Source organism: Marinomonas sp. A3A (assembly GCF_018336955.1).
GTDB classification, from domain to species: Bacteria; Pseudomonadota; Gammaproteobacteria; order Pseudomonadales; family Marinomonadaceae; genus Marinomonas; species Marinomonas lutimaris.
Window position 1 is genome coordinate 1,511,371 of sequence record NZ_CP025532.1, and the last position, 22,907, is coordinate 1,534,277.

The 22,907-nt window shown below is 40.8% G+C and carries 20 protein-coding genes; 9 read left to right on the forward strand and 11 right to left on the reverse strand.

The window, feature by feature from the left end; translation table 11 throughout:
* On the reverse strand, window positions 1–250 hold a 250-nt coding region (locus tag CYL31_RS07080), incomplete at its 3' end, for a transposase (RefSeq protein WP_212916660.1).
* 175 nt (window positions 251–425) lie between these two features.
* Here CYL31_RS07080 and zigA point away from each other — a divergent pair.
* The gene (gene zigA / locus CYL31_RS07085; RefSeq protein WP_212918229.1) at window positions 426–1,637 is read left to right on the forward strand and encodes a zinc metallochaperone GTPase ZigA; all 1,212 of its coding nucleotides are present in this window, start codon (window positions 426–428) and stop codon (window positions 1,635–1,637) included.
* A gap of 153 nt (window positions 1,638–1,790) precedes the next feature.
* Here the strand turns inward: zigA and CYL31_RS07090 are convergent, their stop codons facing one another.
* Window positions 1,791–2,537 (reverse strand): NADPH-dependent F420 reductase, encoded by a 747-nt coding sequence (locus tag CYL31_RS07090; RefSeq protein WP_212918230.1) that lies wholly within the window; start codon window positions 2,535–2,537, stop codon window positions 1,791–1,793.
* A gap of 102 nt (window positions 2,538–2,639) precedes the next feature.
* Between CYL31_RS07090 and CYL31_RS07095 the strand changes: the two genes are divergently transcribed.
* Window positions 2,640–3,023: a winged helix-turn-helix transcriptional regulator gene (locus CYL31_RS07095; protein WP_283248013.1), complete on the forward strand. Its 384-nt coding sequence runs from the start codon at window positions 2,640–2,642 to the stop codon at window positions 3,021–3,023.
* 18 nt (window positions 3,024–3,041) lie between these two features.
* On the opposite strand, the gene CYL31_RS07100 is transcribed toward CYL31_RS07095, so the two are convergent.
* The 4 genes from CYL31_RS07100 to CYL31_RS07115 all read right to left on the reverse strand — a co-directional run bounded on the left by CYL31_RS07100 (window position 3,042) and on the right by CYL31_RS07115 (window position 9,897).
* Window positions 3,042–6,296: an efflux RND transporter permease subunit gene (locus CYL31_RS07100; RefSeq protein ID WP_212918231.1), complete on the reverse strand. Its 3,255-nt coding sequence runs from the start codon at window positions 6,294–6,296 to the stop codon at window positions 3,042–3,044.
* Complete coding sequence (locus CYL31_RS07105) at window positions 6,293–7,483, reverse strand: efflux RND transporter periplasmic adaptor subunit (RefSeq protein ID WP_212918232.1); 1,191 nt, start codon at window positions 7,481–7,483, stop codon at window positions 6,293–6,295. Before CYL31_RS07105 ends, CYL31_RS07100 begins: the two co-directional genes overlap by 4 nt.
* Window positions 7,483–8,859 carry a TolC family protein gene (locus CYL31_RS07110; protein ID WP_212918233.1) on the reverse strand — a complete coding sequence of 459 codons (1,377 nt, stop codon included), beginning with the start codon at window positions 8,857–8,859 and terminating at the stop codon, window positions 7,483–7,485. Before CYL31_RS07110 ends, CYL31_RS07105 begins: the two co-directional genes overlap by 1 nt.
* 126 nt (window positions 8,860–8,985) lie before the next feature.
* Entirely contained in the window at window positions 8,986–9,897 is a 912-nt protein-coding gene (locus CYL31_RS07115; RefSeq protein WP_212918234.1) for a LysR family transcriptional regulator, read from the reverse strand.
* Window positions 9,898–10,093: 196 nt separating this feature from the next.
* On the opposite strand from CYL31_RS07115, the gene CYL31_RS07120 reads away from it, so the two are divergent.
* Window positions 10,094–11,122 carry an MBL fold metallo-hydrolase gene (locus CYL31_RS07120; RefSeq protein WP_249411725.1) on the forward strand — a complete coding sequence of 343 codons (1,029 nt, stop codon included), beginning with the start codon at window positions 10,094–10,096 and terminating at the stop codon, window positions 11,120–11,122.
* A 19-nt stretch (window positions 11,123–11,141) separates the two neighbouring features.
* Window positions 11,142–13,052 carry a TonB-dependent receptor domain-containing protein gene (locus tag CYL31_RS07125; RefSeq protein ID WP_212918236.1) on the forward strand — a complete coding sequence of 637 codons (1,911 nt, stop codon included), beginning with the start codon at window positions 11,142–11,144 and terminating at the stop codon, window positions 13,050–13,052.
* Between the two features lie 214 nt (window positions 13,053–13,266).
* Here CYL31_RS07125 and CYL31_RS07130 read toward each other — a convergent pair whose 3' ends face one another.
* Both CYL31_RS07130 and CYL31_RS07135 read right to left on the reverse strand, forming a co-directional pair.
* Window positions 13,267–14,145, reverse strand: coding sequence for a patatin-like phospholipase family protein (locus tag CYL31_RS07130; RefSeq protein ID WP_212918237.1), 879 nt, complete (start codon window positions 14,143–14,145; stop codon window positions 13,267–13,269).
* A 103-nt stretch (window positions 14,146–14,248) separates the two neighbouring features.
* Window positions 14,249–15,004 carry an SDR family oxidoreductase gene (locus CYL31_RS07135; protein ID WP_212918238.1) on the reverse strand — a complete coding sequence of 252 codons (756 nt, stop codon included), beginning with the start codon at window positions 15,002–15,004 and terminating at the stop codon, window positions 14,249–14,251.
* 116 nt (window positions 15,005–15,120) lie between these two features.
* On the opposite strand from CYL31_RS07135, the gene CYL31_RS07140 reads away from it, so the two are divergent.
* On the forward strand, window positions 15,121–15,693 hold the full coding sequence (locus CYL31_RS07140) for a TetR/AcrR family transcriptional regulator (protein ID WP_212918239.1): 573 nt from the start codon (window positions 15,121–15,123) through the stop codon (window positions 15,691–15,693).
* A gap of 172 nt (window positions 15,694–15,865) precedes the next feature.
* Here the strand turns inward: CYL31_RS07140 and CYL31_RS07145 are convergent, their stop codons facing one another.
* Window positions 15,866–17,491, reverse strand: coding sequence for a fumarate hydratase (locus CYL31_RS07145; RefSeq protein WP_212918240.1), 1,626 nt, complete (start codon window positions 17,489–17,491; stop codon window positions 15,866–15,868).
* Between the two features lie 206 nt (window positions 17,492–17,697).
* Between CYL31_RS07145 and CYL31_RS07150 the strand changes: the two genes are divergently transcribed.
* Complete coding sequence (locus CYL31_RS07150) at window positions 17,698–18,576, forward strand: LysR family transcriptional regulator (RefSeq protein WP_212918241.1); 879 nt, start codon at window positions 17,698–17,700, stop codon at window positions 18,574–18,576.
* Between the two features lie 21 nt (window positions 18,577–18,597).
* Here the strand turns inward: CYL31_RS07150 and CYL31_RS07155 are convergent, their stop codons facing one another.
* A complete protein-coding gene (locus CYL31_RS07155) occupies window positions 18,598–19,587 on the reverse strand; it encodes an NAD(P)-dependent oxidoreductase (RefSeq protein WP_212918242.1) in 990 nt (329 codons plus the stop codon).
* Window positions 19,588–19,743: 156 nt separating this feature from the next.
* Between CYL31_RS07155 and CYL31_RS07160 the strand changes: the two genes are divergently transcribed.
* Window positions 19,744–20,091, forward strand: a complete 348-nt coding sequence (locus tag CYL31_RS07160) for a hypothetical protein (RefSeq protein WP_212918243.1) — start codon at window positions 19,744–19,746, stop codon at window positions 20,089–20,091.
* Window positions 20,092–20,420: 329 nt separating this feature from the next.
* On the opposite strand, the gene CYL31_RS07165 is transcribed toward CYL31_RS07160, so the two are convergent.
* Window positions 20,421–21,845, reverse strand: a complete 1,425-nt coding sequence (locus CYL31_RS07165; RefSeq protein ID WP_212918244.1) for an aminotransferase-like domain-containing protein — start codon at window positions 21,843–21,845, stop codon at window positions 20,421–20,423.
* Between the two features lie 235 nt (window positions 21,846–22,080).
* On the opposite strand from CYL31_RS07165, the gene CYL31_RS07170 reads away from it, so the two are divergent.
* Together CYL31_RS07170 and CYL31_RS07175 are read left to right on the forward strand one after the other, a co-directional pair.
* Window positions 22,081–22,287, forward strand: coding sequence for a DUF1127 domain-containing protein (locus CYL31_RS07170; RefSeq protein ID WP_212918245.1), 207 nt, complete (start codon window positions 22,081–22,083; stop codon window positions 22,285–22,287).
* Window positions 22,284–22,892 (forward strand): LysE family translocator, encoded by a 609-nt coding sequence (locus CYL31_RS07175; RefSeq protein ID WP_212918246.1) that lies wholly within the window; start codon window positions 22,284–22,286, stop codon window positions 22,890–22,892. The genes CYL31_RS07170 and CYL31_RS07175 overlap by 4 nt, the downstream gene beginning before the upstream one ends.
* Window positions 22,893–22,907 lie beyond the last annotated feature (15 nt).

Genomic DNA, 22,907 nt, shown 5'->3' on the forward strand with positions numbered 1-22,907 from the left:
AGGCACTTGTGTAAGTTAATGACCAATTTTCTGACCACATTCTTTTAAGGATATCAGCCTTATTTTTAGCGGTACGAGGAAATTTTGGCGGTAGAAACGATTCTTCACCATTGAAGCTATAGACCTTGCTCCAATAGCGAATCTGACTATATGGAATGGATAGCTGTTTTCCAAGAACCCTTGGTGATGAAACACCATCAAGACATTGTTGAGCTAATGCAATTTTAAAAGTGCGACTGTACTTTGACATAAAAAAAGAACCCCCAATATTGGTTGTCCAACTATTGGGGGTCACTTCATTTTAGAGGGCTTTTTGTTGTTTTTTTTAAAGATTTTTTTGCTTCTGGCAGATCTTATTGAAATGGTGTCTATCTCGATCTTGTGAAATGTTATATCATAACATTAAAATCTTGTAGGAGAGAGTTATGAAAAGTATGCAAGGCAAATTGCCCGTTACGGTTTTATCTGGCTTTTTAGGGGCAGGTAAAACGACGGTTTTAAGTCATATATTGAATAATCGTGATGGTCTAAAAGTCGCGGTGATTGTAAACGATATGAGTGAAATTAATATTGATGCAGCGACGATTAAGCAAGAAGTGTCGTTAAATCGCTGTGAAGAAAAATTAGTAGAAATGAGCAATGGCTGCATCTGCTGTACTTTGCGAGAAGATTTATTGATTGAGGTTCGAAAGCTTGCCGAAGACAATTGTTTTGATTATTTAGTGATTGAATCAACTGGTATTTCTGAGCCTTTACCAGTGGCAGAAACCTTCACTTTTGCAGATGAAGATGGTGTGAGTTTATCGGATATCGCTCGTCTTGATACCATGGTCACTGTCGTGGATGCGGTGAATTTTATGAAGGATTATGACGCGGCAATATCCTTGCAGGAAACAGGCGAATCTCTTGGTGAGGAAGACGAGCGTAGCGTGGCGGATTTATTGATTGATCAAGTTGAGTTTGCTGACATCATCTTGATTAGTAAAACCGATTTGGTGAGCGAAGCGGAATTACGACAATTAGAATCCATTCTTCGTAGCTTTAATACTGAAGCGGAAATTATCCCAATACATCAAGGTAGAATAGAGCCTAAACGTCTTTTGGGAACCGGTAAGTTTAGCTTTGAAAAAGCACAACAAGCCGCAGGATGGCTAAAAGAAATGCGTGGCGAGCATGTGCCTGAAACAGAAGAATATGGCATTGGTAGTTTTTCCTATTTGGCGAGACGACCTTTTCATCCTCAACGTTTTTTTGACTTTCTTCATAACATCGAAGTGTATGGGAAATTACTACGCTCGAAAGGTTTTTTTTGGTTAGCGACTCGTCCTGAATTTGCTGGTCAGTGGAGTCAGGCTGGTGGCATTGCGCATCATGGTTTTGCAGGTATGTTTTGGAAAGCGGTACCCAAGGATAAATGGCCACAAGATCCAGAATATCTTGAGTCGATAGCAGAGCAATGGGTAGAGCCTTTCGGCGACATGCGTCAAGAGTTGGTATTTATCGGTCAAAATCTGAAAAAAGAGGCTGTGATAGGCGCGCTGGATGCTTGTTTGTTAAGCGACCAAGAATTGCTCGCAGGAAAAGCGGTATGGGCCACATTGCCCGATCCATTTCCTGAGTGGGAGGAGGTAGCTTAAGGTAATATTCCATTAACGAAAGAAATTAACATAAAGAACCCCAACTTAATCAAAATAGGGGCTCTTGTCTTTATCAATATCACGGTTCTCAGTTTGGGTTATATTGCTTAGATAGCAAAGTAAAGTAAAGTAAGAGACTGCAATTTTTCTGACTTAATCAACAGAGTTTAGTGAACGATTAAGTTCAATCACTTCCGAGTGACTAGGGTTACTTCCTAATTTGCCAAAGTGCTCGGGTAACGTATCCCGTTTCAGAGGAGCTTCATCTTTCCTAGCAATTAACAGAGCTTCTTTCATCTCAGCTGCATTCCAATCACAACAGTAAGCAGGGGTAGAAGGTTGTTGACGCCATGATTCTGCCAATGAACCCGCATCTACAGGTTCAAATCCAACTTCGTTGACAAGCCCCATTACTAATTTTTTAGATGAAACGTCGTCGCCAGCGACTGCAACCCCTAATCTATCCAAGGCTCCTTCAGCACGGCCGAGATGGGCGAGTGAATAAGCTAGAATGTTATTAAATGCTTTGATGATCGGGCGTCCTAGTTTTCCCGAAACCCATAGACTTTCAACTTGACCACTATCGATTTCTGGGATGCGGGGATCGCGTAAGCCTGGGTAATAATTACTCGTATCGATAATACTTACATTCTGCGGAACCTTCTCAAAAAGATTTTTAGGAAGAGTGGAAATAGCGGGGAGCGGCACTGATAATATAATCAGGTCCGCATTATGTACCGCTCCATATATATCGACAGCGATTGCCCCAATTTCATCAGCAAATGACTGAACACCTTCAACTCCTCGGGAATTAGAAACATTCACATCGTGTCCAATTTCAACACATATTTTTGCTAAAGTTCCACCAATACTGCCAGTACCTATAATTCCAATTTTCATTGCATATTACCTAAATGATTTAGTTTGGAGTAAAATACTCACATACTGTAAATACTGCAAGAACACACAAAAAAGTATGTTACATACTAAAAGGTAAGTTAGATGGAAGAGAGAGATTGGAGTTGTCAGGATCCTGAACAACGAATGATTTGGGCGAACGCAACCAGTGAGACTCTGCGAGTCTTGGAAGGAAAATGGAAAATCGTCATTTTATGTCAGCTATTTTCAGCGAAAGGACCTTTAAGGTTTTCGGAGCTTGAGCACAATATTGAAGGTATCAATCAAAAGATGCTTATCCAACAACTTAAGCAACTTGAGAAAGATGGCATTATCGAACGAACGGTTTACCCACAAGTCCCGCCCAAAGTTGAATATCATTTGACTGAAATGGGACTTGCTCTAGGGCCATCTATGGAAGCACTAATTGATTGGGCGTTTTTACGGCGCGAACAAAAAACATTTGAGCCGATTAAGTGGTCAAAGTAGGGGTTTTTTGTCTTTATCTTATTCTTCTTGGCCTTCGTTAATCGGCTCTAATACTTCTGATGTTTTATTTTTTAATCTATCCATTAATAGATGAATGTCTTCTTTTATCATTAGTAAAACTGGAATCAAAATCAGTGTAATCACTGTGGCAAACATGATGCCGTAGGCGAGAGATACAGCCGCCGGAATGAGCATTTGTGCTTGTCTTGAGGTTTCCCAAAGAATCGGAATTAAGCCAGCAAAGGTGGTGAAAGATGTTAGTAATACGGCGCGTAGGCGGCTGCGACACGCTAGGCTGATGGCTTTTTTGACATGGCTGGTTTCATGACGAAGGTCGTTGAAGCGAGACACGAGCAACAGACTGTCATTTACCACAACACCGCTGAGCGCAAGTATGCCGTTCAGAGAAAAAATCCCTAGCGCCAAGTTATTCATCCAATGACCAAGCAATGCACCAATGATGCCGAATGGAATCGCCATCATGATGATAAGTGGCTGCGAGTAAGATTTTAGCGGTATCGCCAAAAGTCCATAAATGATCAAGAGAGCGATGAGGAACATCTCCGACATAGATGACTGAGTTTTTTCTCTTTGCTCTGCTTCCCCAGAAAAATAGATCGAAACTCCGGCAAACTGACGCTTCATCTGTGGTACGACGGCTTTTTGTAAATATTCGACGACTTCTGTTGATGACATGGCGTCTTTATCAACTTCTGCAGACAGATACAAAGAGCGTTTGCCATCAATGCGAATAATACGAGTCTCTGCGTCTTCTTGAGACAGTGTGGCAACCGTTGAAAGCGGTACGCGAGTATTGTCGTCTAAGACTATTTTGGTATTCATCACAGCGGCAGGTGATTCTTTTTGCTCGCTCGGATAACCCAAACGAACTTCGACTTCGGAATTGTCTCGCTGATATTTTTGTACCACTTGGCCATCAAAATTACGGGCGACTTGAGTGGCTAAATTGCTAGTGGACAATCCTAATAATCGGCCTTGATCTGTAAGTTTTAGGGTCAGGCGAGATTCAGTTGGCTCATTATTTTGCTCTATTCCCGTGACCGCAGGAAGTGTGGCTAATTGCTTTAATAGTTCTTCCATTGCACCGTCAAGAACACTTGTGTCATTACCTCGCAGCTCAACTCTTAACGCGTCAACCGTTTCACGGGCACTGCGAATTCGTAGGTTTTTTACTCCTTCTGGCATACCTGAAAGTTGCTGCCATTTGCTAGCAAATTGCGCCGAGGTATAGGGTCTATTCTCGTCTAGCTCTATGCGTATATTGCCAGATTGGTCATCACTTGCCGTAACTTGAATGTTTTTAATGGCGACATCGCCTTTCGGTTTAGGAGCTTCTTTAGGTTTTGCCGAGTCTTTTGGTTTTTTGTCTGATTGCTCCATGCCGTTAGCTGATGGGCGTCGGCGCTCATCGCTATTAGTGCGCAAAGCGATGTCTGCTTGATAGGCATTTCGTTCAAGTTCGAATAAAACCTTGTTGGTTTGTCCATAGCTCACATCGTTGTACATGGTGAGTGTGCCACGCACTGTATCTCCCGGAATTTGAGGGAAAAAACTCATGCGAATAGCGCCAGTGAATGGCATGGAAATAACCAAAATAAAGATAGCAATGAACAGCAAGCAAACCGCGTATCGGTAGTTGAGCGCTAAATCTATCATTGGACGATAAATGCGCTCGCTGAACCACTGCAAACCAAAATCTGCTCCTTGTTGAACCATGGCCCATGCTTTAGATATAGGGTTGGTGCGAGTCGATTTTTGCGTATTTATGTGGGCAAGGTGAGCGGGCAAGATAATTTTGGATTCGATGACTGATAAAACTAAACAAATAGCCACAACAGTAGCGAATTGAGAATACAGTTGCCCCAAACGACCTTCGATATTAGACAGCGCCCAAAATGCTGCGACAGTGGTAAAGACACCAAATAGCGTCGGAATGGCAACTAACATGGTGCCTTTAATCGTGTTGCCTATGGTGTCGCCTTCTTTAGACCTGACGGTATAGACACTTTCCCCAACGACAACGGCGTCATCAACCACAATCCCTAAGGCCATGATAAAGCCAAAGGTGGTAAACATGTTTAACGTTAGGCCAATGCTTTCCGTTCCCATGAAAAATAAAGTACCGAAGAAGATAAAGGGTAATCCCATGGCAACCCAAAACGCCACGGTGACGTTTAGAAATATGGCGAGTAATATAAAGACCAGCAACACACCTGTAATGGCGTTTTCTACCATCAATTCTAGGCGCTGATTAATTGATTCACTGCGATCATACCAAGTGCCGAGTTTTACATTGGCTGGTAAACGTCCGCTTTCTTCCCAATCTTGAATGACGGCTTTTGCTCCGATCACGGAGTTTGATATATCGCTGGTGCCTGTGGTTAGGACTTGAATACCTAAGCTGTTTTGGCGATTAAAACGTGATAAAACATAGTCATCTTCGTCAAATGTGTCGCGTATGTTTGCTATATCTCCTAGTAATATTTTCCCTCCAGACTGATTGGAGAGGACAGGAATACGGGCAAATTCGCTCTTTATATAGGCTTGTTCAGACGCGCTGATGGTTAAGTAAATATTTTCGTCTCGCAGTGTCGCCACTTGAGCTGGAGAGGACTCTGCGTTGATTGCTGTGGCAATATCGGACAAGGTGAGTCCGTAGGATTCTAGTTTATTTTTATCAATGTCGATCATGATGGTTGGATCTATCCAACCAGAAATAGAGGTAGCACTGACGTTTTCGTTTGACAATAAATCGGCTTCTAGTTCATCCGCTAGTTTTTGTAGAGTACGTCGATCAGCATCTCCATATAGTTGAATCCAAATGGAGTGTTCTTCGCGTGTGGCTTTGGATACGACTGGTGGATCGGCCTCGTCAGGAAAAGAAGAAATCTGATCCACCTTGTCTTTGACATCGTCTAGTAGGGTGTCTATGTCATAACCATCCAACATTTCGACAGTGGTGCTGGTAGATTTTGCCGTGGATGAAGTGGTCACCGTCTTGATGCCAGAGACACCTTGCAAAGCTTCTTCCAAGGGGATGGCAATGCCTTCTTCGTTTTCTTTGGCTGAACCACTGTCGTTACTGACAGAAATGGCCACACGGTTTGGGGTTAGGCTTGGAAAGGCTTCTTTATTCAACGAGCCCATGTTTAAAACGCCCAAGCTGATAACCAGAATTAGTAATAAATTCGCAGCAACTGGATTATTGGCAAACCATGGAATAATGCCTTTTGGTTGATCTATTGGGCTCATTGTTTTGCGCTCTTGTCAGCCGATGCCGAGGTATTTAATGACTTAACAAGCATGCCTTTCAAGTAGCTATTATAAGGTTGAACAAGTACTTGATAAGGCTTGTTTAGCATGGAGGTTGGTACTTGAATATAAACGTATTGAGAGTCAACAAAACGAGGCGTGGTTTCAAAGGCAGCTAGCCGACTATTTTGATCTATGTACCAGATTTCGCTCTTTTGGCTTAATGCTGTATTAGGTAGTCGCCAAAGGTTGTCGAGACGCTTGCCTTGAATGGATACTTCAACAAAAGCCCCTGGAATTAGCGCTGGGGTTTGATCGAGAGGGTGGTCTAAGCTAACCAATAAGCTACGCATACGAGTCGTTTCGTCTACGTGTTGGTTGATGCTTAAAATTTTACCTTGCCATGTGTTATTGGCATCAATGCTTGATATTAAGGCTGGCCAGTTGTCTTTTAGTAGTGTTTTTGTGTCAGGAAGCTTTAACCAATCACTGTTGGATAAATCGATTTTAATTTCAGCTCTTTCAATACTGTATAGAGTGCCTACATCGCTTCCTGAACTTAAGTATGAACCAAGGGAAATATTACGAGTGATGATTAAAGCGTCAAAAGGGGCGGTCAGTTGAGAGTGTTTTAGCTTGGTTTGCGCATTATTGAGTGCGGCTTTTGCTGATTCTACATCAGCTTTAGCGGCTTCTAATTGTGGTTCTCGTAACACTAGGTCGGAATCTGGGGCTCCTTGAAACCCAGCTGCAGCCCATTCCGCTCTGGCTTGTTCACCTTGGCGAATCTCTTCTTTTAGCGCGAGCTCAGCGGACGCAAGCGTGTTTTTTGCACTGGCTACTGCACTGTTTAACTCGCTGTTTTCTAGTTGGGCTAAAAGGTAACCTTTTTTGATAACTTGGCCTGATTCGAACTGATTGGAAATACTAATGACTTCACCACTTACCTGGCTTGTCATCGTCAGAGCATATCTGGGTTTTACAACACCTGAAGCCTTAATAGTAGCCGCATAGCTGCCAGTATTGACGGTGATTGTTGATAATTCTAGTGCTTGCTCTGGTGTCTCAGGGCGCGGTGTTTGCACTCGGTTTTGTTGTGTTTCAATCGCGTGCATAACATAAAAGTATACACCCGCTATTGCAGCACCAGCCAATAATAAGGTGATCCATTGTGAAAGATATTTCATTAAGGTTTTACTCCAAGCCCGAGTGCGAGCCCCAAATCAACTCTGTTTGATAGGTGCTGATAAATTAAATTGTCCAATTGTGCTTCTAGGTCAAAAGCAGTAGTTTGCGCGTTGATTAAGTCGTTTAGTTCGACCAAGCCTGTGCGGTATTTTTTCTCATATTGAGTGAGGTTCTTTTTGGCGCTAAAAAGGGCTTCGTTAATGTGGCGGACTTGCTGTGATAGCACGCGTTCTTGCCCTAAGGTATTTTCTACTTCGTTGACTGCTGTGAGTAAGGTGTCACGGTAATCCTGATAGGCTTGAGCCGTTTTTAGTTTGGCAATTTCTGCTGCGGCTTTTAGTTGTCCACCTCGATAAAGTGGCTGAGTAATTTGTGCTAGCAAAGACCAAATAGGTGAACCAAATAAAGCCGCTCTGGGTGAGGCGGCGGTTTCACTTAATGTTGCGCTTAGGCTGATGCTGGGAAGCATATCTTTATAAGCAACGGAAGTGTTTAGATCCGCAGCTTCAATGGCTAAATATGCAGCTTTTAGATCGGGTCTGCGTTGTAAGTTTTGCTCTGGTAAGTCGCTTAACGTAAGGCTGACGTCCGGATAACTTTGGTTGGCAATAAAGTCCAAGGCATCCGTTTTGCCTAGGTAAAGCTGCAAGTTACGTATTTCGATTGCGAGGTTTTCTTTATATTCCACAAGATCTGCTTTGGATTTAGATGTGGAAGTACGCGATTCGTCGAGCTCTTCTAAATTACCAAGGCCATTTCTAAAGCGTTTTAAAATTAGTTTTTCGTTGGCTTCTAAGAGTGTCAAGCGTTTCTGCTCAATTTCGATAGCGTGTTGTTTTGCAGTAATAGCGAGCCAAGTTTTAATTACATTGGCAACTAAGGTATCACGACTGGCTTGGTATAAGGCTTCGTCACTAGCAAGAGTTTTGGCTGTGGCTTGTTCTGCTTGGGCGAGTTTTTGCCATAAATCGGCTTCCCAACTAACGCTCAAATTGGCCTTGTAGTTGGTATCGCTACCTTCGGTTTTATTACCGGACAAACCAGCTTCAACGCTAGGCAGTGATTCGCCTTGCTGGCTTTTTAAACTCCATAAACTGGCTTGTAGCGTAAGCTGTGTCTTTTGCAAACTAGGGTTTGCTTCCAATGCTTTGCTAATTAAACCATCAAGTTGTTCGTCTTGAATTAAATCTGTTAGGTAGCTTACAGGCGCGACATTGTCCATTGTTTGCCACTGGGTGATTTTGCTCTCGCTTGTTGCATCTAGCTCCTGTTTGGCTAGTTCCGCATAGTCTTTGCGTTTCTCTGTATTGCTGCAGGCCGCTAATACTAGACTTAGGCAGAGCAATGCAAGATTTAAAAAAGACCTGTTGAGCATTTAATATGTCCTAGTAAAAGAGCTGAATCAGTAACGTTTTTTACGCGCTATATTCTTAATAAAAGAAAAGTAAGTCTTTGGATTATTGCGTTTTTAGATCAAGGCTTTAAGTGTATTTGCGTTTCTTTACAGTTGTTGGCTGTTTAGAATAGTGGCTGTATGTTTTCTAAAATGATGTAAAAAGGCCGTTACTCTTTTTGGTAAACTGCCGTATGGGTAAAGTAAATAAACCGGAATTAAAGGCAGCTGCCATTGTGGCAATACTCTGATTAAATCGCCTGGGTGGTGCTTTTCTCTCATGTTTACCATGTAATCTGGTAAGACACCTATTCCTTTTCCCTTTGCTATTTGTTCAAGTTGCATGGCGATTTGATCTGTCCATATTTGAGATTTTGGTATCTCAATGCGTTTTGTACCATCTTCGGAGTGAAGTAGCTCTAAGTCTCCCGCAGGTTGGTAAAAGTGATGAAAATTAACCCAAGGAATGTCTTTTAGTCTCTCAATATCATCTACTGCGGGATTTTCTTTTAAAAAAGAACTTGAGGCATATAAGCCACATGTTAGATGTCCGAGCATTTCTTCTTTAAATTTAGACGGTTGCAAAGATCCTAACCAAACACCTATATCCGATAGTTCCAACTCTGAAAAGATTGAAGTGGTTTTAAGAGAAATACTAACTTCAGGGTGGCTATCAGCAAAATTAACAATTTCTTTTGGTAGCCAAGAACGAGCTAAACCGTAATAAGCCGTAATATTTAACTCCCCCATCACCGACTCTTGAAGAGTATCTACTGTTTTTTGAGCCAGTTTAGCGGCGTCTAAAATTTTGCAGGCATGAGGGTAGAAGGCCTTTCCAGCATCATTTGGAAATATTTTATTCGCTTGGCGTAGTAAAAGAGATTGTCCAACGCTAGCTTCGAGATGAGATATGCGTCTGCTCAATGTAGATTTAGAGACTTCAAGTTGTTTTGCCGCTTTTGTCAGATTTTCCGTTTCGATCAAAGTAGTAAAACTTTGCAGGTCGTTCATGTCGTACATTTTTGCATACCTATTTTTTAAGCCAGTTAGTTAATGGCTATTTCGCATATAGGAACGAAATGTTCCGGCGCTTTAATTTGTTATTATGTGAGAATATAAGTGGTAATCAATATCATTTAATAAGAAAGAGGTGAATATGATCAAACAAAGGGGCTTTTGCCCTTTTAACTCATTATATATGTCAAAAAGATTGTGTATGTCGCTTATTGTGACAGTGTCTTTTATTTTTTCTAGTCAGATTAATGCACAATTTTTGATGTCTCCTGATGAACTCGTACAGAGAGGTTTATTGGCGGGTGAAAAATACCCAGGGCTTGCCAGTATTTGTGAAATTGATAAACCTCTTAAAATGGCAGGTGCACGATCTGGTGTTAAAAAACGCGTATTAACAGATGAAGAGCGAGCTCTGCGTGCCCAAAAAGCAATAATAGAACCTCAGCAAGTATTTGATAATTTGTATTTTGTTGGCAATCGCTCGGTAGCTAGTTGGGTAATTCAAACTTCTGAAGGTTTAATTCTCATTGATGCAATGAACAGTAACCGTAAAGCTGAAGAAACCTTAGTACCAGGCATTCGATCGTTAGGACTGGATCCTAATGATATTCGTTATTTAATTATTACCCATGCTCATGGAGATCATTACGGCGGCCAAAAATATTTAGTGGATAATTTTCATCCTAGGGTCGTTATGGGAGATGCTGATTGGGCTGAATTAGAAAAGCCTATTCCAGAGATTTTCAACCCTAAATGGGATGCTGCTCCAACAAGAGATATTTCTATCAATGACGGTGATGTTATTGAACTCGGTGATACACGAGTTCAACTTTATGTTACTCCAGGGCATACCCTGGGGACAGTGTCTTTGATATTTGGGGTTAAGGATGGCGGCAAACGTCATACGGCTGCTTTATGGGGAGGGACTGGATTAAACTTTGGTCCAAATCTTGATCGTTTAAAAATGTATTCAGACTCTGCTGCTCGGTTTCAACACCTTTCTAAAGAGAAGTCGGTAGACGTTTTTTTATCGAATCATCCTACTCGTGATAACAGCGTGGAGCGTTTAAAAGTTTTGGCGAAACGTGTTCCTAATGAGCCACATCCTTTTGTTGACGCTGATGCCTCTGGGGCTTTTGAACTCCTAAGAGATTGCAGTCTAGCGCAACTGGTAAAAATCGAACAATACCAACAGCGTGTTCAAAAAAACTTACAAAGTATATCTAACTAGTTATCTTAGGGTTTGTAAAATGCTATCAAATCGCTATTTCTTAATCTCTTCAGTTGCCGCTAAATTATGTTTATTTCCTTCTTCAGTAGTAGCAGAAACCACAGAGTTGAATGAGTTGGTTATTTCTGCGTCTGGTTATGAGCAAGCTACTACAGAAGCACCAGCCAGTATTACGGTTATTAATCAAAATGATATAAATCAGGGCTCATATAGAGACATAACGGGGGTGCTTAACCACGTCCCAGGGGTATTTGTAACAGGAGGCTCTTCTGGTAACGATATTTCTATTCGAGGTATGCCCTCTAAATATACATTATTGTTAGTTGATGGACGTCCGCAGTCATCTAGAGAGTCACAGCCAAGCGGTAGCGGTGGCATGGACCAAGAATGGTTACCACCATTAAAGTCAATAGAGAGAATTGAGGTAATACGAGGGCCAATGTCTACGCTGTATGGCGCTAATGCGATGGGGGGCGTTGTTAATATTATAACTCGTAAAACCACTGATGAATGGCATGGTAATGTGCGTATAGATGCATCGAGAGCAGAGAGTGATGAGTTTGGCGGCACTAGACAAGGAGCTATTTACCTTGCTGGTCCACTAATAGAGGATACGTTGAGTTTACGTTTAGGTGCTCGTGGTCTTTTTAATGAAGAAGATGAAGTAGCTCGCGGCGCTACAGAGAAAGAGATTCACAATTATAATGCACAACTTCGTTTTACTCCTAACGACGACCATGCTTTCGATTTGGATATGATGAAGAGTAATCAAAAACGTATAACTACTCTAGGCAAATCGGCCGCTGCTAATGCTCGTACTGGTAGTGAAGCGAATAATGATAAAAGCTCTATAGCTGTCACCCATACAGGGCAATGGGGGAGTGTTTCAGATATCTCTTATGTACAGCGTGAAAGTACCTATAACGAAGGTCGAGACATGAGAATAACGAATCTTGTGGTTGATAGTCGTTGGATTGTTCCGACCAATGATCACATTACAACGGTTGGCACAAACATCGCCAAAGTTAAGCTAACTGATGCTGAAAACGTTCTTGATTTAACAACGATAAGTAATGATCAATTTTCGCTTTATGGAGAAGATGAATGGTTTGTTACTAATTCAGTCTCTTTAACCAGTGGAATACGAGTTGATAAGAATGAAAACTTTGATAGCCAAATTAGTCCACGACTTTATGCAAACTGGTTTTTGAATGATGTATGGACATTAAAAGGAGGCGTTGCAACTGGTTATCAAACCCCAGAGTTGAGAGCAATGACAGAAGGTTGGGCACAAGAAAGTCGTGGGGGAGATATATATGGTAATCCTGACTTAAAACCAGAAACGTCGATTAGTAAAGAAGTGAGTGTTATTTACAGTAGTACTAACAAGATCATGAGTGCAACGTTATTTGATAACCATTTTGATGACAAAATTATGGTAACAAGTTGCCCTGCATCTATCTGCGTTGAATCCGGTTCACGTTATAATATAAATGTTGATGAGGCTAAAACGCAGGGTGTCGAATTGAGTTCTGAGTTTCAGGTGACAAGCGATGTAAATATTAATGTCCGATATACCTATACAAAATCAGAGCAGCTGTCTGGAGATAACAAAGGACAGCCTTTGACTCAGATTCCCCTTCACTTGTTTGCTACAACTTTTAATTGGCAAGTAGTAGATCGTGTCAAGACGTGGATAGATTATGAGTACAGAGGAAAAGAGTCTCAGGAGACCGGCCTATCAAGTAATACAGAAACTCAAGCGCCATCTTATAATCTATTCCATATAGGGGTGCAGTATGTCATGAGTGATAACTTTACTGTTCAAGCAGGAATCAATAATTTAATGGACGAAGAGTTTGAGTTTGATGAATACGGCTTTGTTGACACTGGTCGTGCCTACTGGGCATCGTTGGAATATAGTTTTTAGAAGTTTGTTTATAGGTATATAGCTAGGGAAGGTACGAATAAGTCTACTAAGCCTTAGTGGCGTGACCCGTATGCCTACATGGATGTAGGTAATTAGGGCAATGCAGGAGCAATTTTCGAGACAACTTCCCTAGGCTAATAGACATCGGTTCAAAATGAGGTAACTGTCAGATCAGGTCTGAGCTAGTACAGATCAGGCCTGAGCGAGTGTAGTGTTATCTACCTAACCAAAAAATTTTTATATCTTCGGCAAGTTTGCGGCCTTGTATAAAGCCTGCTTCAGCGGTATGAGCTCGTGTCTGAATTAGGAAAGGGTTATCTTCAAACTCAATGCGTGAAGGGTAGTCTGGAGTGATAAACATAACGTCACTTCCTGACTCTTTAAGCTTTTCAATCTGCATGAAGTAATGTTTATTGTTTATCGGCCACCCAGCGGTTCCCATGGGGGAAATGATTATGATCTTTTGGGCTCCTGCAGCAAATGCAATGCTTTTTGCTGAATGCAGCCCGCCATCTGTGTAGTAGCGCCCATCTATTTTTATTGGATCCACTAACCCAGGCGTTGCACTGCTAGCAGCAATAGCATCAAGCAGGCTAACACCTGAAAGTTTATCAAAGATTACTAATTGACCGCTTTCGCAGTCAGTAGCAACAACTTGTAATGCTCGCTCTGACCAATCCAACATAAAAATGTGCTCGGATATAATTTTTTTCCAAGCCAATGGTGTAAATGTGGTGTGCTTTTTTAGCAATATATCAAGAATATTCTCTTGAGATGAATTTGTGTCACTAGCTATTAGTTGAGACCAAAGCTCCAAAATACGATAACTTTCTATTGATGTTACAGACTGCCAACTGTGGGGTGTTGAGGCCAGCACTTGCATACTAAATAATTTATCTAGAGAAACTCCGCTATGAATCTGTGCGGCTAGAAGAGCTGACAATGAAGAGCCAATTAACACTTCGGCTTTTGATATATCACATTCCTCATGTTTCAGACCATAGACTAAACCTGTGGTCCAAGCCATACCAGCAACACCTCCAGCATCAAATACGACAGTACGTTCAATAGCGTGGTTTATGGTGTTAGGCATTGATAGGTTTCTCTATAATAAACAGTAGTTCGTCAATTCTTATTGCAGGTAAGAATGAGCCACCACATAAGAAGATGCTTGTGATGACTCATTTTTGGTAGCCTTAGTCCGCTGGTTTCCACGCAGAAAGCATTCCAAGGGCATTGTCATAGTTGCCTGTTGCTACGGCATCACGCATGAATTTGGCGTTTTCCACAATGATTTCTTTAGGTGTGGGTTCGCTATGCAAAATGGACATCGTCTCATTGAGGAAGTCTTCTAGAGGCATAGCGTGGTCGTCATTTTCCTGACCGAATAGTGTTGTACGAACACCAGGAGGAGCTAACTCTATGACGCGTACAGAGGTGTCGGCGAGTTGAACGCGTAAGCCTTCGGTGAACGCATGAACTGCTGCTTTAGTAGCACTATAGGTTGTTGCTATTGGAAACGGTACAAATGCTAAAGAAGAACTAACATTGATAAGAGTGGCGTCTTTTGTCTGCGTTAATTGCGGCAAGAACGCATAGGTCATACGGATGGTGCCTAGAAGGTTAATGGTGACAGACTCTTCGGCAGTTTTTAATGAATCTGCTTTCACAAAATCATCGCTCAACATAACGCCAGCGTTGTTGATAACAACATTCAAATCAGGGTAACGCTCAGCGACTAGTTCACTTGCTTGGACAATAGATGCAGCGTCCGATACATCTAGTTCGATGGCTTCGATACCCGGGTAATCTGTAGTGATTTGTTGAAGCAAAGCTTTTCGTCTTCCAGCAATGATCACCTTGTTTCCAGCTTTATGAAAACGTAGAGCTAGGCCAAGACCTATGCCTGAAGTTGAGCCAGTGATAAGAATCGTATTACCTGTGTTTTTCATGGGTTTCTCCTAGTGAATAAAAAGGGTAAAATAATAAACGGACAATCCTCCGCTTTTTTTGAAGAGTAACGGACAGCTGTCCGCTTGTCAAAATAAATTTATCATAAGGAGACTATGTGGATAGCCCTAAGCGTGCTGATGCTGTTCAGAACCGAGAACGTATCCTAACGGTTGCACTTGCGGAGTTGATTAACTCTGCTGAAACACCGCTGAGTGCCATTGCCAAGAAAGCAGGTGTCGGACAGGGAACTTTTTACCGACACTTCCCAACCCGTGAAGCATTGGTCATTGAGGTATATCGTCACGAGATGTCGCAAGTGACTGAGTTTGCAGAACACCTTCTTAAGACGGTTCCGCCCAGCCAAGCGTTAAGGGAATGGATGTACCGTCTTGCCGAGTACGCCATAACGAAAGCGGGTCTGGCGAACGCAATTCGTCAAGTAACGAGTTCGAAAGATTGTGCTGGGACGGGAGGTTACGCATCAGTAATCAATGCAGCACAAATGCTTCTAGATGCTAATGTGGAAGCAGGTACTATCCGATCAGGAATTACAGCTGACGATTTTTTTCTGGCAATTGCAGGTATTTGGCAGATCGATGCTAGTGAAGACTGGCGACCACGTCTTACATGGCTCATGGATTTGGTTATGGAAGGATTACGACGCGGCGCACCCGCTCAAAATTCTTAATCAATAACATTTATGCGGAATATGGTTTTTGTTAGGTAGCGAAGAATATTGCAAACTGTTAAGTGTTCTAAGTAAAGATCGAAGGACGACGCTTTATTCCTCCGATCTGCTTACTTTTTAGATGTCAAAGATTTTCATCGTGTACTTGTTGATTTTGCGATTAACTCGATGGTTATGCAAATTGAATAACTTGCCCTTTATTAGGGTTAAAGAAATCATTTCCTTTATCGTCTACAACAATAAAAGCTGGAAAGTCTTCAGCTTCAATTTTCCATATTGCTTCCATACCCAGCTCTGGGTATTCAATGCACTCAATACTTTTTACTGAGTGCTGAGCTAATGATGCGGATATTCCTCCAATTGACCCAAGGTGAAAGCCGCCATGTTTTTTACATGCTTCAGCAACAGATGGTCCACGATTCCCTTTCCCAATCATCACCATCGATGCACCAACTTCTTGAAAAATATCAACATATGGATCCATCCGAGCGGCTGTCGTTGGGCCAAGTGAGCCAATAGCATAACCATCAGGAACTTTAGATGGGCCTGCATAAAAGACAGGGTGGTCTCTTAAATATTGCGGAAGCACTTCGCCTTTATCTAATCTTTCTTTTAGTTTTGCATGAGCTATGTCCCTAGCAATAATAATGGTTCCATTTAAACTCACCCTAGTGCTAACTTTTAGAGCGCTAAGCTGTTCAAGAATTTTTGGCATTGGTACATTTAGGTCAATTGAAATCGCTGTACTGCCTATTTCCTCATCGGTTAAATCGGGTAAATATGCGGCTGGATCGTCTTCTAATTGTTCAATGAAGATGCCATCTTTTGTTATCTTCGCTAAGGCTTGGCGATCTGCAGCGCAGGAAACGCCAATACCAACTGGACAAGATGCACCATGTCGAGGTAAGCGAATGACTCGAACATCATGACAGAAGTATTTTCCATCGAATTGGCATCCAATGCCAAACTTCTGAGTGAGCTCTAGTACTTCTTTTTCTGCTTCTAAATCTCTATAAGCTTGTCCATACTCGCCACCACTTGTTGGTAGCGTATCAAGATAGCGCGCTGTTGCCTGCTTCACCGTTTTAAGTGTTGACTCTGCTGAAGTTCCACCAATAACAATTGCTAAGTGGTAAGGAGGGCACGCTGCTGTGCCAATTTTCTTAAGATTTTCTTTTAGGAACTTCATTAAAGAATCATGATTAAGTAGTGCTTTGGTTTCCTGAAATAAGTAGGTTTTATTTGCAGAACCGCCACCCTTGGCCATGAATAAAAATTCGTACTCATCACCTTCTGTGCCATACAAATCAATTTGTGCTGGTAAGTTGTTCTTTGTATTGACCTCTTCGTAGAGGCTTACTGGTGAAATTTGAGAATAACGTAAATTAAGTTGCGTAAACGCTTCAAACACACCTTGAGAAATGTAGGCTTCATCTTCACCATCAACCCAAACATTTTTGCCTCTTTTTGCTTGGATGATAGCTGTTCCAGTGTCTTGGCACATTGGCAAAACACCACCAACGGCTAGCGCAGTATTTTTTAACATTTGCAATGCGACAAAGCGATCGTTCTCTGATGCTTCTGGATCATCAAGAATATCTCGAACTTGTTTAAGATGAGATGGTCTGACTTTATGAGATATTTCTTTAAACGCTTCCTTAGTAAGTAACTTAATGCCTTCAGGATCTATCTTTAAAATATTTTTTCCATTAAAGCTTTCTACAGAAACATAATCTGATGTTAGCTTTCTATAATTTGTTTCAGATTTTCCTAAAGGAAACATTTTTTTATATTGCATGGCCAGCCTCAAATGATAGTATAAAAATTAAATTTCTTTATAAGGTCAGTTTTGTATTTTTAATTTTTTAAATGAATTATTAATGCATCTAGCTATTGTTGAAAATAAGAGAATGAGATGATTAAGCTTTAGTTGATTTTAAATTATGTTCATTTGATAATGGAAATGCTAATAAAGCATCTCTCTATGCAAAATAGGTATTGGAAATGGATTCATTGTGGTTAGAAGATTTTATTGCTCTAGCAAGTTACAAAAATTTTTCACGTGCTGCTGAGTTCAGAAATGTCACTCAGCCAGCATTTAGTCGAAGGATTAAGTCGCTAGAAGAATGGTTGGGTGTTGAACTGTTTGATAGGACGTCTCAAGGTACTAACTTGACAGAAACTGGTCATGAGATGCTTTTGCTGGCCAAAGATCTCTCAAGTCGGCTTCATCATTTCCGTGAAAGAGCGAGAGAGCTAGGTAATAAAGAGCAGTATTCACTGCAGTTCGCTGCTACGTACACACTCTCTTTTACGTTTTTTCCCAAATGGATTAGAAGCTTGGATAGTCAAGCATCGTTTGAAGCTATTAAGTTAACAACAAACAGTATGAAAAAATGCGAAGAAATGTTAATAGATAGAGAAACTGATTTTTTACTTTGTCATGGTCTGGAAAATGTTGATAGTTTATTATCAGAAGATCAGTTTATGTATAAAAAAATTGGAGATGATGAACTAATTCCGGTTGTCGGATCTGAATTTTTTATTGATACAAAAAAAATGGTCGAAACTAAAATTCCATTTTTAAGGTACAGTGAAGAGTCTGCATTAGGTCGAATATTAAAAGAAAAATTAAAAAGTAAAAAAAAATGCCCAAAATTAGATGTTTTTTTTGAATCTCATTTGTCACCCGTGTTGCTTTCAATGGTTATTGAAAATAAAGGTATTGCTTGGTTACCTAAATCTATAATGGAAAACGAACTTAAAAACGGAAAAGTGAGGATATTATTAGATGAGGGTTTTACAATCCCTGTTGATATTAGATTGTATAAATCAACTAAAATAAAAAATGATTTTAGTGAAAGTTTCTGGGAATCATTATGATGAAATATAGCAATATAGATTTTAAATTTTGAAAACATCTCTATTAACAAGGTCTATTGGAACATTGCCATTCAATGCTGAGCAAAGGTTGTCAATCGCTTTGACTGCCATTGCCCGTCTTGTATCATGTGTTGCTGAGCCTATATGAGGTAAAGTGACTACATTGGGGAATTCAAATAATTCGGAGATTTCTAAAGGCTCTTTGCTATAAACATCTAATCCTGCGCCCGCTATTTTATTATTTTTTAACGCGTTTATTAGATCGTTTTCATTAACAATCGCGCCACGAGAGACATTAATTAAAATGGCGTTTTTCTTCATGATGTTAAATGAACTCTCGTTGATCATATTTTTTGTTGAATCTGATAAAGGAACAACTGGGCAGATAAAGTCAGCTTCTTTATATAAGGTTTTTAGATCTACATGTTTGGCGTTTAATATTTTTTCTTGATCTTTATGTCGTGTTCGGCCGCTATAAATAATGTTCATGTTGAATCCAAATCTTGCACGACGAGCTATCGCTTTACCTATTTTTCCTAAACCAATAATGCCAATTGTTTTCCCGTGAATATCATAACCAAATAAAGAGTCACCAAATACAGAACTATCAATTGGTTTTTTCCAGTTATTTGATTTTGTCCATTTATCTAGTTCAGGCACTCTTCTAGCTGTTGATAGTAAAAGCGCAAGAGCAAGATCTGCAGTTGTTTCGTTTAGTACATTGGGGGTGTTTGTTAGCATTATTTTTCGTTCACTTAGATATTTCACATCACAATTATCATATCCAACTGAAATATTTGATATTACCTCAAGATTCTTCGCTAGTTTTAAGGAGTCGCTATTAAATTCACGACCGCCACCAATCACCCCGTGAGTTTCTGATAGAGCCTGTAAAAAATTACTTTCTGCATCAATTGCTTGATCATCTATCATGGTGACCTTAAAGTTCTTAGCTATTTTTTTGGCCAGATCTTTAGGTACTCTGTTGTAAATCAGAATTTTCTTTTTCAAAATTGCTGCTCCAATAAAAATTATAAATTTTACTCTAGTGAAAAAGAGGTTATTGGTGAAATGCTTTTTTATTATAGCGCTATGCATTAAAAGCAATATAAAAAATCAATATAAACAGGTATTTTGTATTTATTATAAAAATAAATTGAGGTCGAAATGAAGAATAATAGAGGTAAAATTTATCTTTTAGAAAAATGTGCTGACAGTTTCGAAGTGTTATTACTGTTGTTTGATTGCAAGAAGCAACCCTGTTTTGATTTGGTTTTTTTAAATGATCAAGAAAGTGAAGGATTTAAGCGGCTTAATTCTTTAGAAATATCTTTCCCTTTTGTTTGGACGGACAGGGGGGAGTATTTTTGTGGGAAAGAATTAGTCGATTATATATTGAAAGGGAATGATTTTGATATAAGTAGTTTAGAACTGTATTGTCTATATAAAAAGTATTATCAGCCCGAAGTAAGTGTAGATGATGTTGAGTTGACTGCGCATTGTCTAGATTTTTAAAGTTTTTGTGAATGTGAATGTGAATGTGAATGTGACTGTGACTGTGGGGCAAGTGCCTTAGGCCAACCAAGCTTATTACGTTCAAGCAAGATCGAGTGATTACTTACATTCTTGGTTTAAATAAAGCCTGTTAGAGCAAGTCAATTAAATAATGTTATACGCAATGTGCTATGAGTAAGTTATCGAATTATTGTTTTTTGTATCAAAGCGTTAAATGTATTTGCGTTTCTTTGCAGTTTACCTATCTGGTTGAGAGCAAGTACAGGTAAAGCACTTATTTGTCGTAGTGTTATACCTGTATACCTTACGTCATCATAGGATAGTTTGGTTTACCCTGCTTTTGCCTGCTGTTCGAAGTTTTGCAAAATCATTGCCAAAGTTTTGATTGCCCATTCGCGCCTTTCCATACTTTGTTCGCTGAAGTTGAGTCTAAAACAATTACGGTACTTTCCTGTTGCGGAAAATAGCGGGCCAGGCGCAAATCCAATCCCTTCCTCTCGGCAGCGTTCGACTAGCTTGACACTGTCAATGCTCGAGTGGAGTTCCACCCAAAGAATGAAACTGCCAGCAGGGTAACTGACTCGCGTGTCGCTAGGTAAATAGGTTTTTATCGCCTTAAGTAAATGATCTCGTTGTTGCTCGTAGTCTTGTCTCATTTTGCGGATGTGCTTAGCGTAGCCTCCTAAGCGAATAAACTTCGCAATGGCAAGCTGGGGAAGAACAGGGCACATAGAACTGCTGACATATTTAATGTGCGTTACCTTATCTCGATAGCGACCAGGTGCAATCCAACCTACTCGCATTCCAGGAGCTATGGTTTTGGAAAAGGATGAGCACAGTAAAACACGCCCGTCAGTATCAAAAGATTTGATCGTTTTTGGGCGAGGGAACTGATACGAAATGTCGCCATAAATGTCGTCTTCAATGATAGCAATATCGTAGCTTTGGGCTAGTCTATAGAGCTGTTCTTTTTTGTCTTCTGGCATTGTGTAACCCATTGGGTTATTACAAGTTGGGGTGACAAAAATCGCCTTAATGGGCCATTGGTCGAGTGCCAGTTCTAGGGCTTCTAAACTAATGCCTGTTTCTGGGTGCGTCGGGATCTCCATCGCTTTAAGATTTGCCGCTTTGATTGCCTGCATGGAACCGTAGAAGCTTGGCGATTCTATGGCAATAATATCGCCAGGTTGTGTGACAGCTCGTAGGCAGACAGACAGTGCCTCTTGGCAACCTGATGTGATCACTAAATCATCAGGGTGTAATTGGCAGCCTGATGCCACTGCAAGACGACAAAGTTGTGTGCGCAACTCTTCTGTACCTCGGATATCAGCATAGCCTAGTCCTAACTCTGGCTTTTGTTTTGAAAGGTCGGCCAAGGTTTTTAGTAAGGGTTTTAGTGTCGATGCTTTCATATCAGGCATGGCATGTTGTAATTGCACGCCTTTGTTACCACTGCGATTCATTAACATATTTAGCACTTCTTCCCATTGGGATACTTCCAAGGGGCGTTGCGGTGGCCTTGATATACTGGGCAAATTATCTTTTTTGCTAGAGCAAACGAAGTAGCCTGATTTAGGTCGCGCTTCCACAAGTAGTTCTTGTTCAAGTTGTCTGTAAGCTTCTTGTACAGTGGAAATGCTGACGCCATGTTCTTGAGCTAATTGGCGCACAGAGGGTAATTTATCCCCTGACTTATAAAAGTCATGCTGTATGTGTTCGCGTAAGCGATTAGCGAGTTTTTGATAAAGTGTCATCTTGCTCCCCTTAAAATCCTTCTTGGTATCTGTATTGATTATAAAGCGCAAATCCACCTCTTATTACCATACAGATTTTGAGTTATTCTGCCATACAGGCGAAAATAACTGTAATCTGTATGTTTGATAAAGTGATTTTCTGAGTCTGTATTGTATTTCTGTCTTCTTTTAAAGTGGTTACTCATACACGTAGCACTTGTAAAACTCTATCGGTGCGATTTAAAAGGAGAAAGTCATGTTAGTCGTCAGCTTATTTGTTTCTATTCAACAAAGTGTAGAGCGTTTTCAAACGCGTAAAAAATTGGCGTCTTTAACTGCTCAGCAGATGAAGGATATTGGCATGACAAAAGAGCGTTATCAGACAGAATTATCACGGGCAACTATGGTTGGTCTTGTGCGAGATGTGCTGTTGTTGATCAAAAATGGAGGGCGGATGTCATGATAGACTTATCTTTTTTCTTGGCGCTTGCCATGTTTGCTTTTGTGACTTCCGTGACACCTGGCCCGAATAACATTATGTTATTGGCGTCAGGTGCTCAATTTGGTTTCCGCCGAACCTTGCCGCATATGCTAGGAATTGTTCTTGGTGTCGCAAGTCTGCTGCTGTCTACTTTAATGGGGCTTGGTGCGTTATTTACCTGGTATCCACCTCTATACAGCGTTTTAAAATGGGTTGGTTGCGCCTACTTACTTTGGTTAGCATGGAAAATTGGCAGTGCGCCAGTGGGAAATTTAGAAACTAAAAAGGCGCCATCTTCACCAATGAATTGGTGGCAGGCTTTGCTTTTTCAGTACGTTAATCCAAAAGCTTGGATGATGGCGATTGGTTGTGTCAGCTCGTTCGCAATTGCTGGAGATTTATATGTTCAGTCTGGTTTTTGGATGATAGTGCTGTTTGCTGCGATGGGATTTCCTGCTATTTCTGTGTGGGCATGGGCTGGCGTAAGTATTCGACGTTGGTTAACCGATCAAAAACGGCAACGACTATTTAACTTTTTTATGGGCATTGCTACGGCCTCTACTCTATTACTGATTATCGGCAATTGACGACTGATAAAGGGG

Excerpts from the sequence above, each read along its gene's own strand:
- zigA (WP_212918229.1), top strand. The coding sequence starts at position 426 with ATGAAAAGTATGCAAGGCAAATTGCCCGTTACGGTTTTATCTGGCTTT.
- CYL31_RS07090 (WP_212918230.1), bottom strand. The coding sequence starts at position 2,537 with ATGAAAATTGGAATTATAGGTACTGGCAGTATTGGTGGAACTTTAGCA.
- CYL31_RS07095 (WP_283248013.1), top strand. The coding sequence starts at position 2,640 with ATGGAAGAGAGAGATTGGAGTTGTCAGGATCCTGAACAACGAATGATT.
- CYL31_RS07100 (WP_212918231.1), bottom strand. The coding sequence starts at position 6,296 with ATGAGCCCAATAGATCAACCAAAAGGCATTATTCCATGGTTTGCCAAT.
- CYL31_RS07105 (WP_212918232.1), bottom strand. The coding sequence starts at position 7,483 with ATGAAATATCTTTCACAATGGATCACCTTATTATTGGCTGGTGCTGCA.
- CYL31_RS07110 (WP_212918233.1), bottom strand. The coding sequence starts at position 8,859 with ATGCTCAACAGGTCTTTTTTAAATCTTGCATTGCTCTGCCTAAGTCTA.
- CYL31_RS07115 (WP_212918234.1), bottom strand. The coding sequence starts at position 9,897 with ATGTACGACATGAACGACCTGCAAAGTTTTACTACTTTGATCGAAACG.
- CYL31_RS07120 (WP_249411725.1), top strand. The coding sequence starts at position 10,094 with ATGTCGCTTATTGTGACAGTGTCTTTTATTTTTTCTAGTCAGATTAAT.
- CYL31_RS07125 (WP_212918236.1), top strand. The coding sequence starts at position 11,142 with ATGCTATCAAATCGCTATTTCTTAATCTCTTCAGTTGCCGCTAAATTA.
- CYL31_RS07130 (WP_212918237.1), bottom strand. The coding sequence starts at position 14,145 with ATGCCTAACACCATAAACCACGCTATTGAACGTACTGTCGTATTTGAT.
- CYL31_RS07135 (WP_212918238.1), bottom strand. The coding sequence starts at position 15,004 with ATGAAAAACACAGGTAATACGATTCTTATCACTGGCTCAACTTCAGGC.
- CYL31_RS07145 (WP_212918240.1), bottom strand. The coding sequence starts at position 17,491 with ATGCAATATAAAAAAATGTTTCCTTTAGGAAAATCTGAAACAAATTAT.
- CYL31_RS07150 (WP_212918241.1), top strand. The coding sequence starts at position 17,698 with ATGGATTCATTGTGGTTAGAAGATTTTATTGCTCTAGCAAGTTACAAA.
- CYL31_RS07160 (WP_212918243.1), top strand. The coding sequence starts at position 19,744 with ATGAAGAATAATAGAGGTAAAATTTATCTTTTAGAAAAATGTGCTGAC.
- CYL31_RS07165 (WP_212918244.1), bottom strand. The coding sequence starts at position 21,845 with ATGACACTTTATCAAAAACTCGCTAATCGCTTACGCGAACACATACAG.
- CYL31_RS07170 (WP_212918245.1), top strand. The coding sequence starts at position 22,081 with ATGTTAGTCGTCAGCTTATTTGTTTCTATTCAACAAAGTGTAGAGCGT.
- CYL31_RS07175 (WP_212918246.1), top strand. The coding sequence starts at position 22,284 with ATGATAGACTTATCTTTTTTCTTGGCGCTTGCCATGTTTGCTTTTGTG.